Below are 22,417 nucleotides of genomic sequence, written 5' to 3'. Positions count from 1 at the left end.
AGTTTAATTATAATGGAGTATAGGGGTATTATTTTTTGCACAATTTGTATAGAGACTTTAATAGATTACATTTGATTATAAGAAATAAAGTAGTAGGAGTGGTCAATTATGCTAGACATATCGCCAGAGAAGCTAGTGCTAAAGCCTGCATTTGCAAAAATTGTTTGTGAGCCAGGTTGGAGATGGGCAAGACGAGAAAAACCTATGCCGAATTTTGATCTATTCTACGTATGGAGCGGAGAAGGAGATGTTGAAGTTAACGGCGTACATCACGAGGTAGGTCCTGGAAGCTGCTTCTTATTCCGCCCAGGAGATTATACGAGTGCTACACATAATCCACAAAAGCCATTAGTGCTAACATATATTCACTTTGCTACGGAAGAAGACGTAGAGGTCATTCCAAAGCGCTATCGTGTACTAAAAGATACGATAGACTTTGAATTTTTATTATCTCGTTATGTTCGATTATTTCTTATTCAAACTTTTGCTGCGGAGGAAGAAGCTAAGCTTGTTTTGAAACAAATAATGATTCATCTGCTTCGTGCGGATTTCCAGACGCCAACAGAGAAAAAAGCAAGTAATCAGTTAACCGAAGCTATTCATGAGGTGGCTAACTTTATTCGACAAAATCCTAGTGTTGCTCACCGCGTTGAAGATCTTGCGACGCGCGCACAGTTATCACCTCGATATTTTTCAATGAAGTTTAGAGAAGTATTAGGTATGTCTGTTCAAACGTATATGATTCGAACGAGAATAGATCGAGCGCAATATTTACTAACTCATGCGGGGATGAATGTGACGGAAGTAGCAGATGCACTGGGCTACCGAGATATATTTTTCTTTAGCCGTCAGTTCAAACAATACACTGGAAAAAACCCATCTGAAATAAGATAACAAAAGAACGCGTAGCTAACTGAACGAGAAATTCAGATAACTACGCGTTTTGTATCTGTCTTTATGATTTTTCAACCATTGTCCCAAGTTTTTGTCCCATCAACACTTTGCTATTCAATTGAACAGCAGGGTCAGCTTCATATGAGTTAGTTTCCGTCAGTAATACTACAGTGGAGCCGAACGCAAAGTATGCAAGCTCTTCACCACGCTCAACTTGAACTTTATGATCATGTACATAATGAATGCTGCTTACATTCATTGCACCAACTTTAACAGCGGCTACTGTATTCATATTACTTTTAATATATGTAATTAAACGTTCGTTTCGACTAAGTACTCGCTTCATATGAGTCAGTCCAAAGTTATTAACAGGGTATACTTTACCTGGCAAATGTACTCGGCCAATAATCGTTCCTTCGATTGGAGTATGAATACGATGATAGTCAGTTGGGCTTAAGTACAGCACATAATAATAGCCGTTAAGAAACTTTTTGGCTAGCACATCATCTGCTAGCAATTCTGAGACGGAATAGTCTTGTCCCTTCACATTTACAATCGTTCCGTTATGAATGACGCCACAACTAGTAATAAGAGCGTCAACAGGTGATATAAGTGCAGAAGCTGTCGTATCGATGTGACGAAGGTTTTGTTTTAGTCGTCTGGTGAAAAACTCATTTAACGTTCGATACTGCTCAATTGGTTTTTCTGCATCTGCAACTTTTATCCCATATATTGAAGCGAATTTTCGGATGAAAATACGGCTTCCACGAGACTGTGCGAATGCGCCTGTAATACGAGAAATCCATTTTTGAGAGGTTAGCTCAGTCATTGCGCGTAATAGCGACTTCAACATAATAGGTTGTAACTCCTTTTTTATTCTGAATAATATAGAAAGCACTAATTGATACCGATGATACATAATGTATGATTAAACTATAATAGTAAACGGCTACTGCATTTGATGCAATAGTTATCTGTAGATTCCAGTAAGGAACAGAAAATGCCAGCTGTCAGGCAGCTGGCATATTGCTTATTAACTTTCATTTTTCAAATATTGATATTTAGCATACTCAAGTGGTTTGCGAATTGCACTTTTATAAACATCAAGAAGACCTATCTCTTTGAAAACTTCACGTGCAGGCTTAGGGTTGATTTCAATAATCCATATTTGACCTTCGCGATCAATTGCAATGTCAATCGCTAACTCATACAATGTAAAATAACACATTTCTAGATATGAAGCGATCTCGATGGAAAGATCATTTACCTGATTTTGTACAGCAGCTATATTAATATTGTTATCGATAAAGCTACGCATTAATTTTTCCATCGGAACTGCAGATCCGCCACCATGAAGATTTGCCGTAATACTGCGCTTAGCTCCTATCCTTCCTGCACACCCCGTTACATTCCATTGTCCATTTCCATCCTTTTGAACGAGTACGCGGTAATCATGTACTCTCCCACTAGCAAGCTGTAAGGGAATACCTTGCTGAATCAAATAATTAGAGTTAACCCCGTTCCATCTCTGCACAAAAGTACGTAGTGATGATAGACTTAATTTTTGTGGAGATATAATATTACGGTCATGATCTCTTCCTTCAATAAAAACCATCTCATTGGATGATTTTTCGATACGTAGAATGCCACGACCACCTGTGCCGTTAACAGGCTTAAGATAAATTACTTTATATAGATTTAACATATAGGCAATATCCGCTACATTTGAATAGTGGATCGTATGAGGGAGATAAGGGCGAATAGGGAGATGTTCCTCTAGTTTCTGATGAACAATCCATTTATGCCCAATGGGTTTATTCAAATAATGAATGTTGGGATATTGCGCTTTAAATGTTTGTAATGATTTCATGCGATGTGATTTCTGAAAGCGACAACGATCGAAGACGTACTTCGGAATATTCGCCCATTTCCGCGCCCAACGTTTTTGAGTGGTATCGAAATAATGAGCTCTAACCTTCGCCTGATGTGTCGACATATCTTCGGGCGTGAACACAATGATATTAATGCCAAGCTGTGCGGCTTCAATCGTCATTTGCTCATATATTTTTCGTTCTTCTAATATTCTGTTGTCATTGAGATATAGTGTTAGTATTCCTAACAGTAGCCGCGCCATGAACTGAACTCCTTTCAAAACGTAAGGTTGCCTTTCCGGTCGGACCTTTGAACATGGATACAGCATGCAGTCCATTTTTGAAACAAAGTGTCAAACTAGAAATATTATCTATCGCAACATGACATGAAAAACAGTCTAGATTATCGATAAGTTCCTTCATAATTTGAAAGCCGATACCGCTTTTTCGGTCCTCTGGTCGCACTACGATGAGACAATGTCCACTACCATCTCCAATGGCATATCCTACTCCTGTTAATTTACCTTGATCGCTGAAAGTAACAACAGAAGCTGGAACAATATCAGGTGATGATTGGTAGTTTAGTTGTTCATCAGAGAGCGCACGTAAACTGTGAAGTGTGGCAAGCGTAATTCTTTTCTCTCCATAGTGGCTAATAAAGTTCAAAATTTTTGCTCTCTGTTTATTCCAAGATCTGGAAGTGTGACGGGTTAGCATGAATGTTGCACCTCCTGTTTTCAGCTATTGTTTGAGTAGATGCTGACTATATTGAAAAATGCGTTGTAATGATGCTTTACGAATATGTGGTTCATCGAATTTCATCGGTTTAGAATTTGCTTCGAAGAACCAAACATTCCCGAGTTGATCCACTCCAATATCCATAGACATTTCACCTAGTCGATAATTTGCACTGCGCTCAATTTGATTAGCAATTTTAATAGCAGCTTTAGATGCTTTATCTATAATATTCTGAGCTTCTGTCGTATCGAATGCATGGGTTAGCAATTTCAGCGGCTCATCAATACTACCACCACGAGGTACATGGGTTGTAATACTTGTACTTCCTGCTATTCGTGCTCCAAGACCTGTAATTTCCCAGTTTCCACTTCCGTTTTTCTGGATCAATGTGCGTAGATCGAATTTGCGGTTACGATACGTCGCTAATGGAATCCCTTGTTGCACAATATATGGAACAGTACCACATTCTTGTTGAATACGTGCCCAAAGTTTTTTGAACGTTGCACAATTGAAGGTGGTACTGTACGTTTTCTCTTGAATGTTCAGTCGATATGGTAAAGTATTATTGTCTTTTTTGACAATGGTCATAATACCTTTTCCAGCTTTTCCGCTTTCTGGCTTCAAATACAAATAGGAGTGCTGTTGTAGTATATCTTCAAGTGTAGCAGCGCTACTGAGTCTACGAGTAAGTGGAATATAGGCTTTTGTAATTTTTGAACGGCGTAACCAGCGATGTAATTCCCATTTATTGAAAAACGTTGGATTGAATAAAATTAGATCTGAATTTTTTTGGCAAGCTGCCAACTTTGTTTTCACGGCAGCGGTTTCTTCATAGGAACGAAGAGGGATGCGATTATATATAATGTTCGGAAAAGGCATCCATTTTTGTATCCAACGTTTGGTATTATTAACATACACATAACCCCTTAATTGCTCGCGATTCAACGTTAGGTGCTCGACGGGAAGTACATAGACGGTAAATCCCATTTCTCGTCCTGCTTGAATAATATCGATAAAATTACTTCGATTACCGCGCATTTTTCCTTGCGCATCGTTAGAGGTTAAGATCGCAAATACATTGTTTACAAATTGATTAAGATCGGGGGTTTCTTCTATTGAGGGACTATTCAAGATACTCCGCCCCCTTGAAACTGACTAAGATATAAGCAATGCTCCACAATATGATTCAATGATTCTCTGCCTGCGATTCGAAGCTCGGGATGTTTAAAAATAGATCTGCCTGGTTTTGCATTAGCTTCGAACATCCACACATCACCATTTTGATCTATTCCGATATCTAATCCAAGTTCACCAAGTCGGTGTGAATAGTTCCGCTCAATCGCTTCGGAAATTTTAACAGAAATATTCTTTGCTTTTTCTAGAATCTCATGTGTTCGATTGCCGAACGAATATTGGAGAGCTTGCTGAGGTGTGAGTAATGTACCTCCGCTTTTCATATGAGTTGTTACGCTACCACGACCCGCTTTTTTTGCTCCGATACCGACAGGCTGCCATTCGTTATTAATATCTTTATGCATATGAAATCTAAAGTCGACAGGGCATTTATCTAATTCAATTAAGCGGATACCTTGTTGAGCAACATAGTTTTTTATTCCTTCCCCATGCTTTAACGATAGTGTGCGATACATTTTTTCGAAGCTTGTAAATTTCAATAGCGTATTCGTACGATTGTTACGATATCGAACGAAATAGCCATTTTGTTGGTGATACGTAATTCTGTAGATGCCATAGCCTAGGCTGCCGGTACCGGGCTTAAAGTAGATAAATTTATATTGATGAAGCATCGATTTCATTTTTTCTTGCGAAGGATTTGTCACTGATTCGGGTAAATGAAGTAGCGCCTCAGGGTCATTGTCGAGAAATTCGTATACATCAGCTTTGTTCAAGAAACTCCAATTGAAAAAGGGAATACCGATTTTTACAAAACGTTCTCGTAATGCGGTCATCGATGGTCCAATTTCAGTCTTTCGATTGGGTAATCTGTTGTAGATAACATCTGGAAAAGCTACTTCGCGGCGAAACCAAGTCCCTTGTGCATTGAGAAAATAGCCGTGTATTGTTTTATTTTGCCAATTAATATCAGCTGGTGTAAAGCCGAACGTATACGCTTTGTTATGACCCGCTTTAATGACTTGTTTAACGAATGAAGAGCGGGAGTTGAAGGGTGAGCCTTCGCCAGGTTTGATAACATCGGTTAATATGCCGATGAGAGGTCCTAATTGGATATCATTAGTATCACGGGGGAACAGATGAATAGTACCGCTACTTGGAACTTTAATGATTTCGCGAATACCGGATGATAAATATAGATGTTTACCCGCACGCTTTAATGGCTTTATTAATGCTTTTATTTCCTTCTGCCCTAGTCGTATAATAAGGGGCTTAGACGTATTAAGTTGCAGCTCTTGGATGAGCGATTTGGAAGCATATACGACCTGCTCAGGCTGCTGTGAGAAGTGTATGTTGCAAATGGTAAGACTCATCAATGTACCTCCTGATTGTTGGAGCAAAGTTAATCTACATAGAAGTTCAAATCGATCACATGACATTTTTGGGGACGTACGAGCGATCTTTTTGAACCAGGCTTGAAAAATGTAGCTGCTTGCTCGCCATTACTTATCTTGCTTAACTTATTTAACTTACCTGACGGCATATTGCTTATAGCGATAATGATCATACAAAAATTTTGCATATTGGAGTGGTCGCTCGATTGCAAGTTGTGCATCGTTACGATCTAAGCCAATACTGAAAGCTTGGCGACCTGGCTTACTATTACATTCTAATAACCATATGCGTCCTTGTGGAGTGACACCAAAGTCTAATGCAAGCTCTCCAAAGCGTCCGAAATGCTGCTCGATGGCAATAGCTGTTTGCCCACTTATTATATGGATTTCCTGTAGTAAACGTTCTGCTTTATAGCTGCCCAAATTTTTCGACAATAGTGGTAATGGCAATTGTGCCTCACCACCGCCGTGTAAATTTGATGTTAATCCATCTTGTCTACCTACCCTTGCAATACTGCCTGTCTGTTGCCATTGGCCATGATCATCTTTTTGTAGTAGTACTCGAATATCGAAAGGCTGCCCTTTATCATCGCGTAAATAGAAGTAAGGCTGAACAACATAGTGTAAATGCTTCTTGAATTTGTAGAGCCATTTCAACAAAGAAAGTTCACGTGAGAAGCTAGTTTCAAAGCTATCATTACGAAGATTACGTCCACTTACTTGATAGAGTTGTAGCTCTGGATTGTAGTATATATGAACAACGCCTTTGCCATGCATACCTGCAGCTGGTTTGAGAATAATGCCTTGCGGATATAGCTTTAGCCATTGTGAAATTTCGGGTAGTGTTTGAATAGAATCAGTATGAGGCAAATAAGGAATTAACAATTCTTCGGTGTTAAGTTGATCGTAAACTTGTAATTTAGTTGGTAGATAATTATTAATGAGATGATAAGGTTTTTGGCGCCGTAGAGCAGCAAGTACGGATTCCATCTTTATACGTTCCTTGGAACTTGCGTAAAAACAACGATCGAACACGACATCGGGAAAAGGCACAGATTGGCGCTTCCAGCCTTGCTGTGTGTAACGAAAGCCAAAAAGTAACTGATCATGCTGCTGCCATTCATTAGCAGAAAAAATAAATACAGCTATATTATGCAGCTCACCTAATTGACTTAATTGTTGATAAAACTTAGGCTCGGGCAGTAACACATCGGTCCTAGTGCTATCTTCCAAGTATTCAATTTTTGCGACGGCTATTCCTAATTCTATGACTTCCATGGGAATTTCTCCCTTCCTCAAAACCAGTTAGATATTTCGCATAAGAAACTACCATTCTGACTGAAGGTCGTATCTTATTATTATGCAACGGGGTGTTATCATTTTTGGATGGCTTAGAATTAACTTCTAATAGCCATACTTTGCCGTGAATGTCGATAGCTAGGTCTACTCCTAATTCACCAAAATGTGCATCGATATTATTATCGATCGACTGTGCTATCGCAATAGCTGCTTGTTTTAAAGCGACGAGCATAGCAGCAGCATCTAGATGTTGTAATAGATTTGTTCGCGATAACGTATTAGTGACGGTATCGATTGTTCCACCACGTGCTAGGTTAGCGACAAATCGTTCATTCCCAGCTGTTCTTGCTACGATTGATGTAATGCTCCAAGCTCCGTTAGCATTTTTCTGCACAAGCGCTCGGAAATCTACAGGACTCCGGCCTACTTGTAATACAGATAAACCTTGTTGAATTTGATATTTTTTTTGCGCTAGTTTCGGTTTGAATACGCGATATAAGCTAGATACTGTTGGGAATTTGAGTGGTTTTTGCGAAGTTGAACTTGCTTTTTCTAACGTGATCATTTTCTGATTATCTAATGCTGTAATACGATAAATCCCTCTACCTAGACTACCTTGAACGGGTTTCACATAAAGCACATCATATTTGCTAAGCATATATTTCAATGTGGAATACTCTTCCAGTAGTAATGATTCTGGCAAATAGTGCTTGACGCTTTCATCGTCCCCAAGTGCATGAAAGACATCATGCTTATCAAGAAACCGTTCGTTAAAAACAAATAGATTGTGTTTTTTAGCGGTTTGCGTGAATAGTTGCTGTACATGAGCTTGATTCTCAATTGTGCGTGTCGGTAATCGATTATAAATAATCTCAGCTAATGGCATTGGACGTTTCTTCCATTCTCCATCCAATATCCAACCGTTAATGATCGTACCTGTTAAAGGAATAGAGGTTGGGGTGAAAAAATAAACAGTTGCGCCCGTAGCATGGCAAAATTCAGCCAACTCACGACAAAAAGAACTAATAACACCGAAAGGTTTATTCATATCCTCTGGTGTTTCTTTGTTAATGAGGACTGAAAGTAGTGGTCCTAATTTAATCGTAGAAAGCTTACTTAAATATTGAATATCAAATTGCATAGTTTTACTTGTTAATAGTGGAATACCTAATTGCTGAGCCATTTTTGGGTGCATATATAGCCCTTGGTTTTTCGGATTTGGCAATACTTTGACAGCATGGGTATGAACTCCAAATTGAATTGTAATATGCTGTGCATTGGGAATGTTCTGCTTCTTCATAATCGTTTCACTAATATGGATAGTGTCATGAGCGATGCTATCGACAATATGAAGAGGAACGATAAATTTGGATTTCCACATACTTGCGCTCCTTTCGGACTTCCGTTAGAACGTTACAACTTTGATGGAATATTTCGGTAATAGGGTTAGAGTATAGTATGTAGGCAAAGACTTGTTGGTGATTCGCAAAAAATAGCATACAAGCTGAATCTTTCTCATATGCTCTAGTAAGTAATTAATTATGAGAGAGGGGAAGATTATATATGAAGCTTAAATTATTACCATTTATAAATTTGGGACTAGCTGTCGTTATGTTATTTTTTGCATTACCTAAAATGGGAATGTCAGCTGATCCCTTAGCAAATGCATTTTGGATCATATGGGTAGCTTTTTCGGCACTTGTCATCGCTGCCAACGGCAATATTATTTTAATGAGTGAGAATAAGCGTGAGAGACTTAAGCAGATCAAGCGCCAGCGCTCACTTCGTTTCGAGAAGAAACTGATCGCTATCATGAAAGGCAGAGGCAAGAATGAAGGGAATAAGAAAAAAGTCAAAGGAACGGCATCTTAATTTCGCGTAATACTATACAATCCCTAATCAGTGTTTATCTGGATAGGGATTTTTTGTGTCAGCATTTATGGAGACCGTTCCGATGTAGCTAAATTGTATGAAGATGCTACAATAGTAATGAAAGGGTGAAGAGGATGACCACCAAACATTACGGAATATCTAATGATCAGAATAATCAATCATCAACGATGACAAAGCATGAAATAATTATCAATCACATACAAAGCCTAGCTGTAGGTACGCGCATCTCCGTTCGAGCAATTGCTAAGGAGTTGAAGGTTAGCGAAGGAACGGCCTATAAAGCGTTCAAGGATGCCGAAATTACTGGATTGGTCTCAACGAAGGAAAGAATTGGAACTGTTCGTATAGATCGTAAACGAAGAGAAGCGCTGGATCAATTATCGTTTCGAGAAGTAGCTGAAATCGTTGAGGGGCGATTACACGGTGGATTAGAAGGGCTTGAAAAAACACTCCAGAAATTTGTAATTGGAGCAATGGAGCTAGAAGCGATGCTGCGCTATATTAACGAGGCATCACTACTTATTGTAGGTAACCGCAAAAATGTACATAGACGAGCGTTAGAGCAAGGCGCGGGTATATTGTTAACGGGTGGTTTTGAGCCTGAACAAGAAGTCATTGATCTAGCGAATGAGCTAGCATTGCCAATACTCTCTACTCGTCACGATACATTTACAGTTGCTTCAATGATTAATAGAGCAATGTATGATCGACTCATTCGTAGAAAGATCATTCTACTTGAAGATATCGTAACATTTACGAAACCAGCAGATGTGATGTATACGAGGCAGACTATTGCCGAGTATTATGAGTTATTCAAAACGACGGGATCTGCACGATTTCCTGTACTGGATGATCGTGGTAGAGTAGTTGGGATGATGACGGCAAAGGATGCAGCAGGAGCAGAGGACAGTATGCAGGTAGACAAAATAATGTCGAAGCATCCAATTACTGCAGCACCTAATATTACAGTAACGTCCGCCGTCCATACGATGGCATTAGAAGGTATAGATTTGCTACCAATTGTCGACCGACATCGGAAATTATTAGCGGTTATAACTAGAAAAGAAGTACTTGATGCTATGCGCTTTGCTGGGAAACAGCCTGAAACTGGAGAGACATTTGAAAATTTAATATGGACGGGGTTTGTACTGGAATCAGATATTGTTAGTGAGGATGCAAGTATGGTGTTTAGAGGGAAGATTACACCTCAAATGTCAGGTGCTCTCGGAATGGCATCAGAGGGCTTACTAAGTACATTAATGGCACAGGCTGCTCGTAATATGATTAGAGAAACGATTAAACGGGATTTTCTATTGGATAGTGTAAATACGTATTTCTTTCGCCCGTTGCCGATCGAAACCGATATCTCGATTTCAGCCAAGCCTTTAGAGCTAAGTCGGATGGTTACTAAAATAGAAATTACAGTAACAGACAAACAAGGCTTAGCCGCCAAAGCAATTTTGGCGGCTCAAATGATCGACCCATATTAAACGAAATTATTGTTCATGCTGAGCAACTTTTCTTTGATAAAAACTCAAATTACGCATTCCGGCGAATAGGTTGAAAATACCGAGTACTAAGAACACCGCCCCTAGCACAATACGTAGTGTGGATTCATTCGATAGAAAGAGCTGTACGAATGAGATGAATATAAGCATAATTCCCATACTTATATTAAGCTTCCCGCCAAGGATACCTTTCTTAATTGGCTCCTTTGCTTGTCTAGACTTCACGCTAAAGTAGATAGCGAATAAGGCACTTATGAAGATGACGGGGGAGAGGAACCACTGTATTAACAATGTCACAATCATCAACTCCTTTCTTAAGATGTAGTTCAAAATCGTGGACTGTGATCACGATGAGAATGCTGACGAAGCTTAGTCGGCGGCGAATATGCCCTCCATCGAAAGCCTGCGTGTGCTCGTGTACCAATTACGTACACTGTGCTACTCGTTTTCGCTGAAAGTCATCTTCTTGGTGCTGACAGCCCACGATTTTGAACTTTCGTTTAAAGCCTCGTGCTAAAGATTGACCGCTTGTGTACGCAGGCGTTCACGTTGCTGGGTGATGCTATGTAGCATATTGAACCACATTTTCTATCCGTTTTCGCCGAGAGAACTTCCACTTCTATAATTTAATTGGAAGTTCTCTCGTCACTTTCCCATAACGATGGATGGAAACAAGCATCCGGAATTGGACGGCGAAATAATCAGTCCTTCCATCATATTCCCCATCACATGCTCATCAAGATGATCGAGTATAAGGCAGCTGAGCAGGGAATCATCGTGATCCTGACCGAAGAGGCGTATACTTCGAAAGCCAGCTTTGTAGATCAAGATCCGTTACCGAGTTATGGTGAAGAAGGGACATGGATCTTCTCAGGCAAACGGATGTGTCGTGGTCTGTATCAGAACACGAAGGGTTTGATTCATGCTGATGTCAACGGTGCAGCCAATATTATGCGAAAGTATTCCCAAACGTATCGGTCAAAGATGCGAATGGGATAGAGGGGTTGGATGGTAACCAGACCATCAACGTGTCAACTCCACTGGTGTTAAGCATCCTGAAATAAATGGGATGAACCATCAGAAACCCCCACTTCAATCGAAGCGACAGCTTTGGTAAGTGGCGGGAGTATTCATATGTTGCTTATTGTATCATATTTATTTCTAGATTTCTCCTAATAGTATCGGTTCAAACTGCGGGCTTTTGTGAGTGGAGATATCTTATTTCTATGAGGGTGGTGGTGTGTATTTTCTAACAATCATCCATACTTGCAGCGTATTATCGACTAGTAATACTGTTTTCATCTCAATGGTGTAATCATTGTCTAATACACCGGAGTATACTTTCTTCTCCAATATTTTTCGTGCAAATTGCGCGTTGGAATCGATATCGTATATACTTTGTCCGATAAATATCGACAGATCTTCACGCACCTGCTTGAGTAGTTCACTTTGAGTTAATGTGTCTAGCTTTGGTTTTTCAGTTACGTTATTTTCTTCCTCTATACGTAGCTTTAAGCTTTTGATGACAGAATGCTGTGACTTATATTGTGATAGGTTTTGAATGTCCTCTTCATACTGAATTAATTTTTCCTCTAGTTCGGATCTTGAGTTGTAGAATGCTTCAAATTGTGCGGTATGCAATGTGTTCAATATGATAGCTCCCACCAATAACCCAATAATGAATACCCCTATAAGTTGCAGCAAACGGAAGTAACGCTCAAAGGGTGGTAAACGCATTACGTGATTGCCCCCTTACATGCTAGCTTAATAAGCTCGGTAGCAGTATGTGCTCCGAGAAAAGCGAACAAGATAAAGCATATTTGTTGAATGGCTGGTGAGATTTGCCCAGCACTAATATTGCTCTCAATGACACGTACTGGATCAATAGATCCTCCAATTGCTGCGACAATTGCCCATATTTTAAGTCGAGAAGCAGTATCTAGTATCACTGTTGCCGGAGGCATTAGCATAAATACTGCACCGACACCTGCAAGGAGCGACCCGCCTAATACAATACCAAAGGCGACAAAGAAATCAAGTCCTGCTTTTGAAAGGAACTCATTCAAGTTAAAATACCTCCTTAAACTTTTTTATTTTACCCCATGAAATACTTCTTAGAAATTAAAAAGTACTTCGGAAGCATATACCAAACTTTTTATGTTCTACCTGTATTACTTCCTAATCATGAAAAGTAGCTTCGGAAGCATAAACTTCGATGACGCAAATGGCTATATATCATTATATGGGCGTGTCCCTACTTAATATGATAAAATGAGAGGAATAAAACCTGAACTTGTAGTAGAAGGGGTGAGAATTGATGAGCACAACAATGGCAGAGCAATTTGTACATCTTCACGTTCATAGTGAATACAGCTTGTTAGATGGCGCAGCCAGAATTAAGGAGCTCGTTAAGGCTGCTGCAAGCAAAGGGATGAAAGCTTTAGCACTCACTGATCATGGTGTTATGTATGGGGCTATTGCCTTCTATAAAGCATGTCTGGAATATAATATTAAGCCGATTATTGGCTGTGAAATATATTTTACTACGGGCTCTCGTTTTGAAAAGGGGAATCGCAAAGATAATCCAATCTATCATCTCATCTTATTAGCTGAGAATGAACAAGGGTATCGTAACTTGATGAAAATCGTTTCGACCGCACAAGTTGAAGGGATGCATTATAAGCCACGTGCTGATTATGAGCTGTTACGTCAACATTCCGAAGGGATTATATGCTTAAGTGCATGTCTTGGCGGTGAAGTTAATCAGCATTTGCTACATCAACGTATCGATGAAGCAAGAGCTGCTGCCTTGCGCCATAAAGAGATATTTGGAGATCGTTATTATCTAGAGATACAAAACCACGGCATGCTAGAGCAGAAGCAAGCTGAGACGCTGATGATTCAACTGGCAGAAGAACTAGATATACCTTTAGTTGCGACGAATGATGTGCACTATATTGACCCGCATGATGCAGCGATGCAAGAGGTATTGATCTGTATCGGTACAGGGAAATCACTACAAGATGAAGATCGACTTAAGATGGAAACAGATCAGTTGTATTTAAGAACAGGCGCTGAAATGGTAGAACGTTTTCAACATGTACCAGAAGCGATTCGAAATACTGCGGAAATTGCTGCACGTTGCAATGTTGAATTACAGCTAGGTAGAGCGAATTTGCCGCAGTTTTGGCCGATTCCAGAGCAGCATACTTCTAATTCATATCTTCAAGAACTATGTATCGACGGGATGAATTTAAGATATGGCGATAGCCAGCAATGGCATAATGATGCCACATTCCGTCAAACGGTTACGGAGCGACTACATTACGAGCTCGCTGTCATTGAGAAGATGGGGTATGAGGATTATTTTCTCATCGTTTGGGATTTCATTCGGTTTGCAAAAGAAAGCCATATTGCAGTAGGACCTGGTCGTGGCTCAAGTGCTGGGAGTCTCGTTGCCTACAGCCTTCATATTACAGATGTAGACCCAATTAAGTACAAGCTGCTCTTTGAGCGTTTTCTTAATCCGCAGCGGGTAAGTATGCCTGATATCGATATTGACTTTGATGATGAGCGCCGTGACGAAGTGATTCAATATGTAGGAGCAAAGTACGGCGATAAGCATGTCGCGCAAATTATTACATTCGGTACGATGGCTGCGAAGGCTGCAATACGCGATGTTGGTAGGGCGATGAATATTGCATTTCAAGAAGTTGATCGAGCAGCTAAGCTTATTCCGAATCAGCTGGGGATTACGCTCGAGCAAGCATTAGTACAAAGCAAGGAGCTACGTGCTGCTTACGATGGAAGTGCGAGCACTAGAAGATTAATTGATATGGCTATTAAAGTAGAAGGTATGCCACGACATTCATCTACGCATGCTGCAGGCGTTGTTATTGCAGCACAGCCATTAACGGAATATACACCGCTTCAAATTGGTAGCGAGGATATGCTGCTGACGCAATATTCTATGGAGCATTTAGAAGCCGTCGGATTGTTGAAAATGGATTTTCTAGGACTTCGAACATTGTCGATTTTGGGAAGAGCACATCGCTGGGTTGAGGAGCTTCATAAGCAACAAGTTAATTTTCAGAAAATTGCTGATGATGATCCACTAACCTATAAAATGCTAAGTAAAGGAGAAACGACCGGGATATTTCAGTTAGAATCAACGGGTGTAAGACGTGTATTACGTGACATGAAACCATCCAACTTCGAAGATATTGTCTCTGTGTTAGCACTCTACAGACCGGGTCCAATGGAGTTTATTCCAAAGTATATCGATGGTAAGCATGGCGAAATTATTGTCGAATATCCTCACGACTCACTTCGCCATATTTTGCAAGATACTTACGGTATCATTGTATACCAAGAGCAAATTATGCAGATTGCATCTCATATGGCAGGCTTTTCGCTAGGAGAAGCAGACTTATTAAGAAGAGCGGTTTCTAAGAAAAAGCGTGAAGTGCTTGATGAAGAGCGGACACATTTTGTGCAAGGTAGCATTGGCATGGGATACGATGAGCAAAGTGCCAATGGAGTGTATGATATGATTGTTCGCTTTGCAGATTATGGATTCCCGCGAGCGCATGCTGTTGCCTATGGCGTATTAGCTTTTCGTACAGCTTGGTTCAAAGCGCATTATCCAATTATTTTTATGGCCTCAATGCTTGCGTCAGTGACTGGCAATATGAGAAAGGCTGCGCAATATGTGGACGAGTGCTCACGAATGGGGATTTCTGTATTACCGCCTTGTGTGAACAATAGTGGCTTGAACTTTGCACCAACGCATGAAGGGATACGCTTCGGTCTAGCTGCAATCAAAAATGTAGGTACACAAGCCATTGACTCTATTGTGTCAGGTAGAAGTGAGAAACCGTATCTTTCTATGCTTGATTTCTGCAAACGAGTAGATTTGCGAGTTGTGAACAAGCGAGTATTAGAATCACTTGTGCTTGCCGGAGCCTTCGATCAGTTTGAAGGACATCGTGCGCAATTATTAGCAGCACTAGATGATATGCTAGAAGCTGTAACGAAGTGGAAGAAACAACGCGATGATTTACAAATTGAACTATTTGGCTTTGAAGAAATTCAAAACTGGGACGTAGAATTACCCAATATTCGAAGCTTTACGATGACAGAGCAGCTAGAGCATGAATATGAATTGCTCGGTATGTATTTGTCAGGACATCCGCTTGACGATTTGTTGACTGGACTACAAGGCACAAATATCGATTCTTTAATTGAACTTTATGATCGAGAAGAAGGCTACAAGGCTGTAGTTCCAGTACGTATTGCTTCTGTTCGTCCTTACACAAGTAAAAATGGACAAGCAATGGCATTTGCAGAAGTTGAAGATCGAATCGTACGTATCGAGGCTGTTGTGTTTGCGAGTACATGGCGTAAATGTAGTGCTTCCTTAGTGAAGGACAGCTTAGTGCTTATGCTTGCTTCTGTCCAAAAGCAAGAGGATGAGATCAAATTAATTGTGGATGATGTTGTCATTGTTGGTGATGAACCAATTGCAGAAATGGCTAAACATGTAGATCGCTTAAGAGGGCAAGCAGACAGATGGCAACGGAGTAAGAATAAGGGGACGACGAAATCGTCTTCATCCCCGCGACGAGAAGTTACGGATGCAGAGCCGACAACGGTTGAGGCAATATTGACTGGTGCTGCTTCTCATATAAACAGGTCATCTGATGCTAAAGTGAAGACACAAGGAGCTAATCAACCAAAACAAGCAACATCCCAAAAAGTATTCATTAAAATTAACGAAAAGTTTGAACAGCCTACAATATTAGCGCTACTTCAAAATAAAATATTGCAGCATCAAGGTAATTTAGTTATTGTGTTGTTCTATGAACGAACCGGTCAAATTGTTGCATTAAGCGAGCAATATCGTGTATCTCCTAACGAGCAATTTATACTAGAGGTAGAGCACTTACTTGGGAAAGGTTCCATTGTCATTAAGTAATAATAGGCACATTTACGGCTTTAATCGCATATGCATATCGATACAGCATAATGTGAGGAGTGGATGTGATGATCCCAATTGAAAAATTACTTTTACAACGAGGCGTCAAGATTTCTGATATTGCTGAAATCGCATTTTTATTGCAGATAAAATATAACCCAGTTTTGACTATGGATGAATGTATTGTCAGTGTACGCGCAGTATTGTCGAAGCGGGAAGTTCAATATGCGCTTTATACAGGTATTGCTTTAGATGACCTGGCAGAGAGGAAGTTATTGCCGGAGCCGCTACAGTCCATTATGGAGAGAGATGAACCTCTGTTTGGTGTAGATGAAACACTTGCACTCGGCATTACTAATGTATACGGAATGATCGGTCTAACCAGTTTTGGTTACTTAGACAAAGTTAAGCCGGCGATTTTACATCAGTTGAATAATAAAGCAAATGGTATCCATGTTTTTCTTGATGATCTCGTAGCTGGACTAGCAGCTGCAGCGTCTGCAAGAATTGCACATGGCGATGCCAAAGCGAATCAATATGATTTGCCCGATTGTGAGTAGTTATGTTATCATTGGTTCATTATACGGCCTTTGACGGGAATAGTAGATGTATAGTGGTATACACCTACTAACATGGAGTTGTAGGAGGTATTCCCATGTGGACGGTATTCTATATTGCGCCTACTGAGAAAGCAGCAGAAAACATTAAAGATAAACTTACACAAGAAGGATTTCTAGTTAAGATCCGTCCTGTCAATTTGTCCAAACAGCAATTTGAAATTCTTGTCCCATCAGGTGAAGTAGAAGAGATTCGTGAAGTTTTCGACACCATTATTCGCCCGTAGGATTCGTAGTTTCAATTGCGCCCAAAGAGGTGTGAAACGTGCAAATTAAAGATTTATTTTCGAAGAAAAAATATGCCACAATACCATCTGAACGTCCTAAACGTGAAGTCCCAGAAGGATTAATGAACAAATGTTCAAAATGTGGAAATATCCAGTACAGTAAAGAATTAGAAAAGAATTTGAAGGTATGTTCTACTTGTGGCTATCACGGTCGTTTAAATGCGAGAGAGCGTATTGCTATGACTTTAGATGAAGGTCTTCGTGTTGAATACGATGAAACGATGGAGTCTGTTGATCCATTGAATTTCCCAGGCTACAAGCTGAAGTTAGAGCAGCAAAAAGAAAAGTCTAACTTACATGATTCTGTTATTACTGGTGAAGGCACAATTGGTGGATTCCCTGTTATTGTCGCAGCGATGAGCTTTGACTTCTTTACAGGAAGTATGGGGTCAGTTGCGGGAGAGAAAATAACGAGAGCCATTGAAAGCGCACACTTGAAGAAGCTTCCGATGATTATATTCTCTACCTCTAGTGGTGCGAGAATGCAAGAAAGTATTCTTAGCTTAATGCAGATGGCCAAAACAAGTGCTGCACTAGCGAAATTCCAAGGTGACGGTGGCTTGTACATATCTGTATTTACAGATCCAACAACGGGTGGCGTATCTGCAAGCTTTGCGAGCCTTGGTGATTACAATCTAGCTGAGCCTGGTGCATTAATTGGATTTGCAGGACGTATTGTTATTGAACAAACGATTCGTCAAAAGTTACCAGATAACTTCCAAACTGCTGAATTCAATTTGCAACATGGTCAATTAGATAAAGTTGTTCATCGTAAAGATATGCGTTCGCTGATCACTAAGTTGCTTGATATGCACTGCGTTAAGGAGGTTACTACTGGTGAGTGAGTTACCTTTTGAAAAACCATTAAATGATATGCGTAATAAAATTAAAGAGTTGAAAAGTTTGAGTGATGGAAAAGGCATTGATTTCTCGGAAGAGATTGCAAGGCTTGAGGATCGTTGTAAGGAGATTGAAGATACAATGTATCGCGAGCTAACGGCTGCGCAAAAAATGCAGCTTGCTCGTCATCATCAGCGTCCCACTTCGCTTGATTTCATTCAAGCTATTTTCACTGACTTTATTGAATTGCATGGTGATCGTCTATTTGCTGATGATCTAGCGATTGTTGGTGGACTAGCTAAGTTCAATGGAATACCAGTAACGGTTGTTGGTCATCAACGTGGTAAGGATACACGTGACAACATTGCCAGATTTTTTGGAAGTCCTCACCCTGAAGGTTTCCGAAAAGCGCTACGTTTCATGCAACAAGCTAACAAATTCAAACGTCCAATTATAACATTTATCGATACAAAGGGTGCTTATCCTGGTAATACTGCCGAAGAGCGTGGTCAGTCCGAAGCGATCGCACGAAATCTAAGAGAAATGGCCAGCTTTGGTGTGCCAATTATTTGCGTCGTCATTGGCGAAGGCGGTAGTGGCGGTGCGCTAGCTCTAGGTGTAGGTAATCGGGTGCTTATGTTAGAAAATGCAATTTATTCAGCTATTTCACCAAACGGTGCAGCATCTATTCTATGGAAAGATGCAACCCGAGCAGATGAAGCTGCTGAAGCGATGAAAATAACTGCAAAAGATTTATTAGAACTTGAAATTATCGAAGATATTATTAGTGAACCGCAGGGCGGAGCACATCGCGATATGGACGAGCAAGTCGGGTATATAAAGTTGGCAATCGACAAGCATTTGACAGAGTTATTAGAGATGACTTCAGATGAGTTGATCGAAGATCGATATTTGAAATTCCGGAAAATTGGTTACTATACGATGGCTCAGCAAGAAGCTAGTCAAGCTATCGAATAACTACTGTTGCAACCAACCAATATATGTAAGTTGCAATTGACATGGAAATTAGATGAAATACTAGATCGGAAGCCGAAATTTAAGATATTATGAAGATGTTATAAAGTGTCATAATTTTTATTGGAATTATGACACTTTGGTGATACTATTAATAATGAATTTCAGGCAATATATCGGAGGAACCTATCATGCGTAAAACTAAAATCGTTTGTACCATTGGACCATCCAGCGAATCGTTGGAAAATACGAAGAAACTAATTAAAGCAGGAATGAACGTAGGACGTCTTAACTTCTCTCATGGAGATTTTGAGGAACACGGAAATCGTATTATTAACATTCGTGCTGCGAATAAGGAGCTTGGTACTTCAGTTGCAATTTTGTTAGATACTAAAGGTCCGGAAATTCGTCTAGGTAAGCTTAAGGAAGAACCTATCGAGCTTATACAAGGTGATGCAATTACATTAACAACAGAGGAAATATTAGGAGATATTAATCGTATTCCAGTAACATATGAAAATCTTCCTAATGATTTGTCTGTTGGTTCAACTGTTCTAATCGATGATGGTTTAATTGGCTTGAAGGTTGAAAGTATCGAAGGAACAGAAATTCATTGCCGTATCATTAACAGTGGTCCTATTAAAGGGAAAAAAGGAGTTAACGTTCCAGGAGTGAAAATTTCACTTCCAGGTATTACTGAAAAAGATAGAAATGATATCATTTTCGGTGTTGAACAAGGCGTTGATTTCATTGCAGCTTCATTCGTGCGTAAAGCTAGTGATGTATTAGAAATTCGTGAATTACTAGAACAGCATAATGGAAGTCATATTCAAATCATTTCTAAAATCGAAAACCAAGAAGGCGTGGACAACCTAGATTCAATTCTAGAAGTATCTGACGGTCTAATGGTTGCTCGTGGTGATCTAGGAGTAGAAATTCCTGCTGAGGAAGTTCCACTAGTTCAAAAAATGATGATCAAAAAATGTAATGTAGCTGGTAAACCAGTTATTACAGCAACGCAAATGCTTGATTCCATGCAACGTAATCCACGTCCAACTCGCGCTGAAGCAAGTGACGTAGCGAATGCGATTTTCGATGGAACAGATGCAATTATGCTTTCAGGTGAAACAGCTGCTGGTAAATACCCAACTGAATCTGTTGAGACAATGTCTCGTATTGCTGAGCGTGCTGAGCAAGCGCTTGAATATCGTGAGATTTTCATGAAACAAGCTAGCGCCCAACAAAAATCAGTAACAGAAGCAATTAGCCAAGCGGTAGCTAACTCAGCGCTTGATCTAAATGCAAAAGCGATTGTAACCTCTACACAAAGTGGTTTCACTGCTCGTGTAGTTTCTAAATATCGTCCAAAAGCTCTTATCATCGCGGTTACACCTGTAGAACAAGTGATGTGTGGACTAGCTCTAAATTGGGGTGTATTCCCTGTTAAAGGTATTGAAGCTGATACAACAGATGAAATGTTCGAAAACGCTGTTAAAGGCGCAATGAACACTGGGCTATTATCTGCTGGCGATACGATTGTTATTACGGCAGGTGTTCCTGTTGGACGAGCTGGTACAACTAATTTGATGAAAATTCATCATATTGGCGAACTATTAGCTACTGGACAAGGTATCGGTAGTCAAAATGTAACAGGTAAAATTGTGATCGCACGTACACCTGCTGAAGCTAATGCTAAAATGCAAAAAGGTGATGTGCTAGTAACAGTATCTACTGATAAAGATTTCATTCCTGCTTTTGAATTAGCTAGTGCAGTAATTACAGAGCAAGGCGGCATCACTAGCCATGCAGCTGTTTGCGGCATTAACTTAAGCACACCTGTTGTTCTAGGTGTTACAAATGCAACTGAAATTTTGAAAGATGGTATGGAAGTTACGATTTATTCTGAAACAGGATACATCTACTCCGGACAATCTAAAGTACTTTAATTTAATCAATAATTATAAAATTAAGAGCGATGGTGATTTTTACCGTCGCTTTTTTTCTACCATAATATAGGAAGTGTTAAAAAGTTTAGTTTATGCTTACGAAGCAACTTTTCAATTGCAATGAAGTAATACAAGAAGTTATTGAAAAGTTTTGGAGGATGAAATATGAAGGATTTCTGGTACGCACATCCAATTAGAGTAAGATATCAAGAAACAGATCAGATGAGTGTAGTTTTTCATGGGAATTATGTAACCTGGTTCGAAATTGGACGTACTGAATGGATAAGAAGTATGGGGTATGATTATCGTGATATCGAAGCCAAAGGTTTATTGTTGCCTGTGATTGATCTTGCTGTGAAATACGTCTCACCCGCGAAGTATGATGATATGGTCATCGTATGTACGCGCATGGAACAATGTACACCACTGCGAATAGCGTTTGAGTCACAGGTGCGTAAAGTTACTCACGATAAATTCATCTCTGCCGAATATACTAATGAAGCCGATCTACCAGGGGATTTGCTCGTTAATGGTGGTACGAAGCATGTATGGGTGAACACGAGCTTTCAACCTACTCGTATATCTAAAGTGATGCCCGAATTATATGAAGTGATAACCAATAATTAACGGAGGTGAGTCATATGAGAAAATGGATTTTAGGGTTAATTATTTTGTTACCTATTATTGAAATTTGGGGAATATTACAAGTGGGAGATTGGATTGGTGGCTGGAATACTTTTGTACTTCTATTATGTATGAGCCTATTTGGCGCAGTTGCCACCCTGCTGGAAGGTAAGAAAGTATGGTTGGAGGCACAGCGTCAGATGAGCACGGGACAAATTCCAGGTCGCTCATTTATTAATGGAGTATGCATATTAGCAGGCGGGATTTTATTGCTTATCCCAGGTTTTTTAAGTGATATCGTTGGTTTGATTTTACTATTACCATTTACACGTCCAATTCTTGAGGGATTTATATTGAAATGGATAGAAAAAAATATGCGAAACGGTAAATTTACAATCAATCGGTTTTAAAGTTAACAATTAC

The 22,417-nt window shown here is 39.8% G+C and carries 22 protein-coding genes and 1 pseudogene; 13 read left to right on the top strand and 10 right to left on the bottom strand.

Going from position 1 to position 22,417, the window contains the following annotated elements:
- Positions 1-108: 108 nt before the first annotated feature.
- Positions 109-894, top strand: coding sequence for a helix-turn-helix domain-containing protein (locus AC1TO5_RS04515; RefSeq protein ID WP_482061576.1), 786 nt, complete (start codon positions 109-111; stop codon positions 892-894).
- Positions 895-955: 61 nt separating this feature from the next.
- Here AC1TO5_RS04515 and asd read toward each other — a convergent pair whose 3' ends face one another.
- The 7 genes from asd to AC1TO5_RS04480 form a co-directional block, all read right to left on the bottom strand.
- Entirely contained in the window at positions 956-1,747 is a 792-nt protein-coding gene (gene asd / locus AC1TO5_RS04510) for an archaetidylserine decarboxylase (protein ID WP_482061575.1), read from the bottom strand.
- A gap of 180 nt (positions 1,748-1,927) precedes the next feature.
- Positions 1,928-3,028 carry a YheC/YheD family endospore coat-associated protein gene (locus AC1TO5_RS04505; protein WP_482061574.1) on the bottom strand — a complete coding sequence of 367 codons (1,101 nt, stop codon included), beginning with the start codon at positions 3,026-3,028 and terminating at the stop codon, positions 1,928-1,930.
- Entirely contained in the window at positions 2,985-3,482 is a 498-nt protein-coding gene (locus tag AC1TO5_RS04500; RefSeq protein ID WP_482061573.1) for a hypothetical protein, read from the bottom strand. The genes AC1TO5_RS04505 and AC1TO5_RS04500 overlap by 44 nt, the downstream gene beginning before the upstream one ends.
- A 24-nt stretch (positions 3,483-3,506) precedes the next feature.
- Positions 3,507-4,634 carry a YheC/YheD family endospore coat-associated protein gene (locus AC1TO5_RS04495; protein ID WP_482061572.1) on the bottom strand — a complete coding sequence of 376 codons (1,128 nt, stop codon included), beginning with the start codon at positions 4,632-4,634 and terminating at the stop codon, positions 3,507-3,509.
- The gene (locus AC1TO5_RS04490; protein WP_482061571.1) at positions 4,631-6,007 is read right to left on the bottom strand and encodes a YheC/YheD family endospore coat-associated protein; all 1,377 of its coding nucleotides are present in this window, start codon (positions 6,005-6,007) and stop codon (positions 4,631-4,633) included. Before AC1TO5_RS04490 ends, AC1TO5_RS04495 begins: the two co-directional genes overlap by 4 nt.
- 156 nt (positions 6,008-6,163) lie before the next feature.
- Complete coding sequence (locus AC1TO5_RS04485; protein ID WP_482061570.1) at positions 6,164-7,306, bottom strand: YheC/YheD family endospore coat-associated protein; 1,143 nt, start codon at positions 7,304-7,306, stop codon at positions 6,164-6,166.
- Positions 7,266-8,708: a YheC/YheD family endospore coat-associated protein gene (locus AC1TO5_RS04480; RefSeq protein WP_482061569.1), complete on the bottom strand. Its 1,443-nt coding sequence runs from the start codon at positions 8,706-8,708 to the stop codon at positions 7,266-7,268. The genes AC1TO5_RS04485 and AC1TO5_RS04480 overlap by 41 nt, the downstream gene beginning before the upstream one ends.
- Positions 8,709-8,890: 182 nt before the next feature.
- Between AC1TO5_RS04480 and AC1TO5_RS04475 the strand changes: the two genes are divergently transcribed.
- Together AC1TO5_RS04475 and AC1TO5_RS04470 are read left to right on the top strand one after the other, a co-directional pair.
- Positions 8,891-9,199, top strand: coding sequence for a hypothetical protein (locus AC1TO5_RS04475; RefSeq protein WP_482061568.1), 309 nt, complete (start codon positions 8,891-8,893; stop codon positions 9,197-9,199).
- A 134-nt stretch (positions 9,200-9,333) separates the two neighbouring features.
- Positions 9,334-10,710, top strand: coding sequence for a DRTGG domain-containing protein (locus tag AC1TO5_RS04470; RefSeq protein ID WP_482061567.1), 1,377 nt, complete (start codon positions 9,334-9,336; stop codon positions 10,708-10,710).
- 6 nt (positions 10,711-10,716) lie between these two features.
- Here AC1TO5_RS04470 and AC1TO5_RS04465 read toward each other — a convergent pair whose 3' ends face one another.
- Positions 10,717-11,025, bottom strand: a complete 309-nt coding sequence (locus tag AC1TO5_RS04465; RefSeq protein ID WP_482061566.1) for a YtpI family protein — start codon at positions 11,023-11,025, stop codon at positions 10,717-10,719.
- 333 nt (positions 11,026-11,358) lie between these two features.
- Between AC1TO5_RS04465 and AC1TO5_RS04460 the strand changes: the two are divergent.
- Positions 11,359-11,475: pseudogene (locus AC1TO5_RS04460) on the top strand (hypothetical protein); the annotation flags it as partial.
- Positions 11,476-11,505: 30 nt separating this feature from the next.
- A complete protein-coding gene (locus AC1TO5_RS04455) occupies positions 11,506-11,727 on the top strand; it encodes a hypothetical protein (RefSeq protein WP_482061821.1) in 222 nt (73 codons plus the stop codon).
- Between the two features lie 225 nt (positions 11,728-11,952).
- Here AC1TO5_RS04455 and AC1TO5_RS04450 read toward each other — a convergent pair whose 3' ends face one another.
- Both AC1TO5_RS04450 and AC1TO5_RS04445 read right to left on the bottom strand, forming a co-directional pair.
- Positions 11,953-12,465, bottom strand: coding sequence for a sporulation membrane protein YtrI (locus AC1TO5_RS04450; protein ID WP_482061565.1), 513 nt, complete (start codon positions 12,463-12,465; stop codon positions 11,953-11,955).
- On the bottom strand, positions 12,465-12,794 hold the full coding sequence (locus AC1TO5_RS04445) for a YtrH family sporulation protein (protein ID WP_482061564.1): 330 nt from the start codon (positions 12,792-12,794) through the stop codon (positions 12,465-12,467). Before AC1TO5_RS04445 ends, AC1TO5_RS04450 begins: the two co-directional genes overlap by 1 nt.
- A 251-nt stretch (positions 12,795-13,045) precedes the next feature.
- Between AC1TO5_RS04445 and AC1TO5_RS04440 the strand changes: the two genes are divergently transcribed.
- From AC1TO5_RS04440 to AC1TO5_RS04405, 8 genes are all read left to right on the top strand, one after another.
- The gene (locus tag AC1TO5_RS04440) at positions 13,046-16,705 is read left to right on the top strand and encodes a DNA polymerase III subunit alpha (protein WP_482061563.1); all 3,660 of its coding nucleotides are present in this window, start codon (positions 13,046-13,048) and stop codon (positions 16,703-16,705) included.
- Positions 16,706-16,773: 68 nt separating this feature from the next.
- Positions 16,774-17,265 carry a phosphatidylglycerophosphatase A family protein gene (locus AC1TO5_RS04435; RefSeq protein WP_482061562.1) on the top strand — a complete coding sequence of 164 codons (492 nt, stop codon included), beginning with the start codon at positions 16,774-16,776 and terminating at the stop codon, positions 17,263-17,265.
- A gap of 95 nt (positions 17,266-17,360) precedes the next feature.
- On the top strand, positions 17,361-17,549 hold the full coding sequence (locus tag AC1TO5_RS04430) for a glutamate decarboxylase (protein WP_482061561.1): 189 nt from the start codon (positions 17,361-17,363) through the stop codon (positions 17,547-17,549).
- Positions 17,550-17,587: 38 nt separating this feature from the next.
- Complete coding sequence (accD, locus tag AC1TO5_RS04425) at positions 17,588-18,454, top strand: acetyl-CoA carboxylase, carboxyltransferase subunit beta (RefSeq protein WP_482061560.1); 867 nt, start codon at positions 17,588-17,590, stop codon at positions 18,452-18,454.
- Positions 18,444-19,427: an acetyl-CoA carboxylase carboxyltransferase subunit alpha gene (locus AC1TO5_RS04420; protein ID WP_482061820.1), complete on the top strand. Its 984-nt coding sequence runs from the start codon at positions 18,444-18,446 to the stop codon at positions 19,425-19,427. Before accD ends, AC1TO5_RS04420 begins: the two co-directional genes overlap by 11 nt.
- Positions 19,428-19,615: 188 nt before the next feature.
- Complete coding sequence (pyk, locus tag AC1TO5_RS04415) at positions 19,616-21,370, top strand: pyruvate kinase (RefSeq protein ID WP_482061559.1); 1,755 nt, start codon at positions 19,616-19,618, stop codon at positions 21,368-21,370.
- A gap of 165 nt (positions 21,371-21,535) precedes the next feature.
- Entirely contained in the window at positions 21,536-21,997 is a 462-nt protein-coding gene (locus tag AC1TO5_RS04410; protein WP_482061558.1) for an acyl-CoA thioesterase, read from the top strand.
- Positions 21,998-22,011: 14 nt separating this feature from the next.
- Positions 22,012-22,404: an FxsA family protein gene (locus AC1TO5_RS04405; RefSeq protein ID WP_482061557.1), complete on the top strand. Its 393-nt coding sequence runs from the start codon at positions 22,012-22,014 to the stop codon at positions 22,402-22,404.
- The last annotated feature ends 13 nt before the right edge of the window (positions 22,405-22,417 follow it).

The organism is Paenibacillus sp. Y930 (assembly GCF_056786375.1).
The sequence above is the reverse complement of the archived record's forward strand: the minus strand, read 5'-3'. Positions and strand labels throughout refer to the sequence as shown.

Excerpts from the sequence above, each read along its gene's own strand:
- AC1TO5_RS04430 (WP_482061561.1), top strand. The coding sequence starts at position 17,361 with ATGTGGACGGTATTCTATATTGCGCCTACTGAGAAAGCAGCAGAAAAC.
- AC1TO5_RS04500 (WP_482061573.1), bottom strand. The coding sequence starts at position 3,482 with ATGCTAACCCGTCACACTTCCAGATCTTGGAATAAACAGAGAGCAAAA.
- AC1TO5_RS04450 (WP_482061565.1), bottom strand. The coding sequence starts at position 12,465 with ATGCGTTTACCACCCTTTGAGCGTTACTTCCGTTTGCTGCAACTTATA.
- AC1TO5_RS04435 (WP_482061562.1), top strand. The coding sequence starts at position 16,774 with ATGATCCCAATTGAAAAATTACTTTTACAACGAGGCGTCAAGATTTCT.
- AC1TO5_RS04475 (WP_482061568.1), top strand. The coding sequence starts at position 8,891 with ATGAAGCTTAAATTATTACCATTTATAAATTTGGGACTAGCTGTCGTT.
- AC1TO5_RS04515 (WP_482061576.1), top strand. The coding sequence starts at position 109 with ATGCTAGACATATCGCCAGAGAAGCTAGTGCTAAAGCCTGCATTTGCA.
- asd (WP_482061575.1), bottom strand. The coding sequence starts at position 1,747 with ATGTTGAAGTCGCTATTACGCGCAATGACTGAGCTAACCTCTCAAAAA.
- AC1TO5_RS04480 (WP_482061569.1), bottom strand. The coding sequence starts at position 8,708 with ATGTGGAAATCCAAATTTATCGTTCCTCTTCATATTGTCGATAGCATC.
- AC1TO5_RS04410 (WP_482061558.1), top strand. The coding sequence starts at position 21,536 with ATGAAGGATTTCTGGTACGCACATCCAATTAGAGTAAGATATCAAGAA.
- AC1TO5_RS04440 (WP_482061563.1), top strand. The coding sequence starts at position 13,046 with ATGAGCACAACAATGGCAGAGCAATTTGTACATCTTCACGTTCATAGT.
- AC1TO5_RS04485 (WP_482061570.1), bottom strand. The coding sequence starts at position 7,306 with ATGGAAGTCATAGAATTAGGAATAGCCGTCGCAAAAATTGAATACTTG.
- AC1TO5_RS04405 (WP_482061557.1), top strand. The coding sequence starts at position 22,012 with ATGAGAAAATGGATTTTAGGGTTAATTATTTTGTTACCTATTATTGAA.
- AC1TO5_RS04470 (WP_482061567.1), top strand. The coding sequence starts at position 9,334 with ATGACCACCAAACATTACGGAATATCTAATGATCAGAATAATCAATCA.
- AC1TO5_RS04490 (WP_482061571.1), bottom strand. The coding sequence starts at position 6,007 with ATGAGTCTTACCATTTGCAACATACACTTCTCACAGCAGCCTGAGCAG.
- AC1TO5_RS04505 (WP_482061574.1), bottom strand. The coding sequence starts at position 3,028 with ATGGCGCGGCTACTGTTAGGAATACTAACACTATATCTCAATGACAAC.
- pyk (WP_482061559.1), top strand. The coding sequence starts at position 19,616 with ATGCGTAAAACTAAAATCGTTTGTACCATTGGACCATCCAGCGAATCG.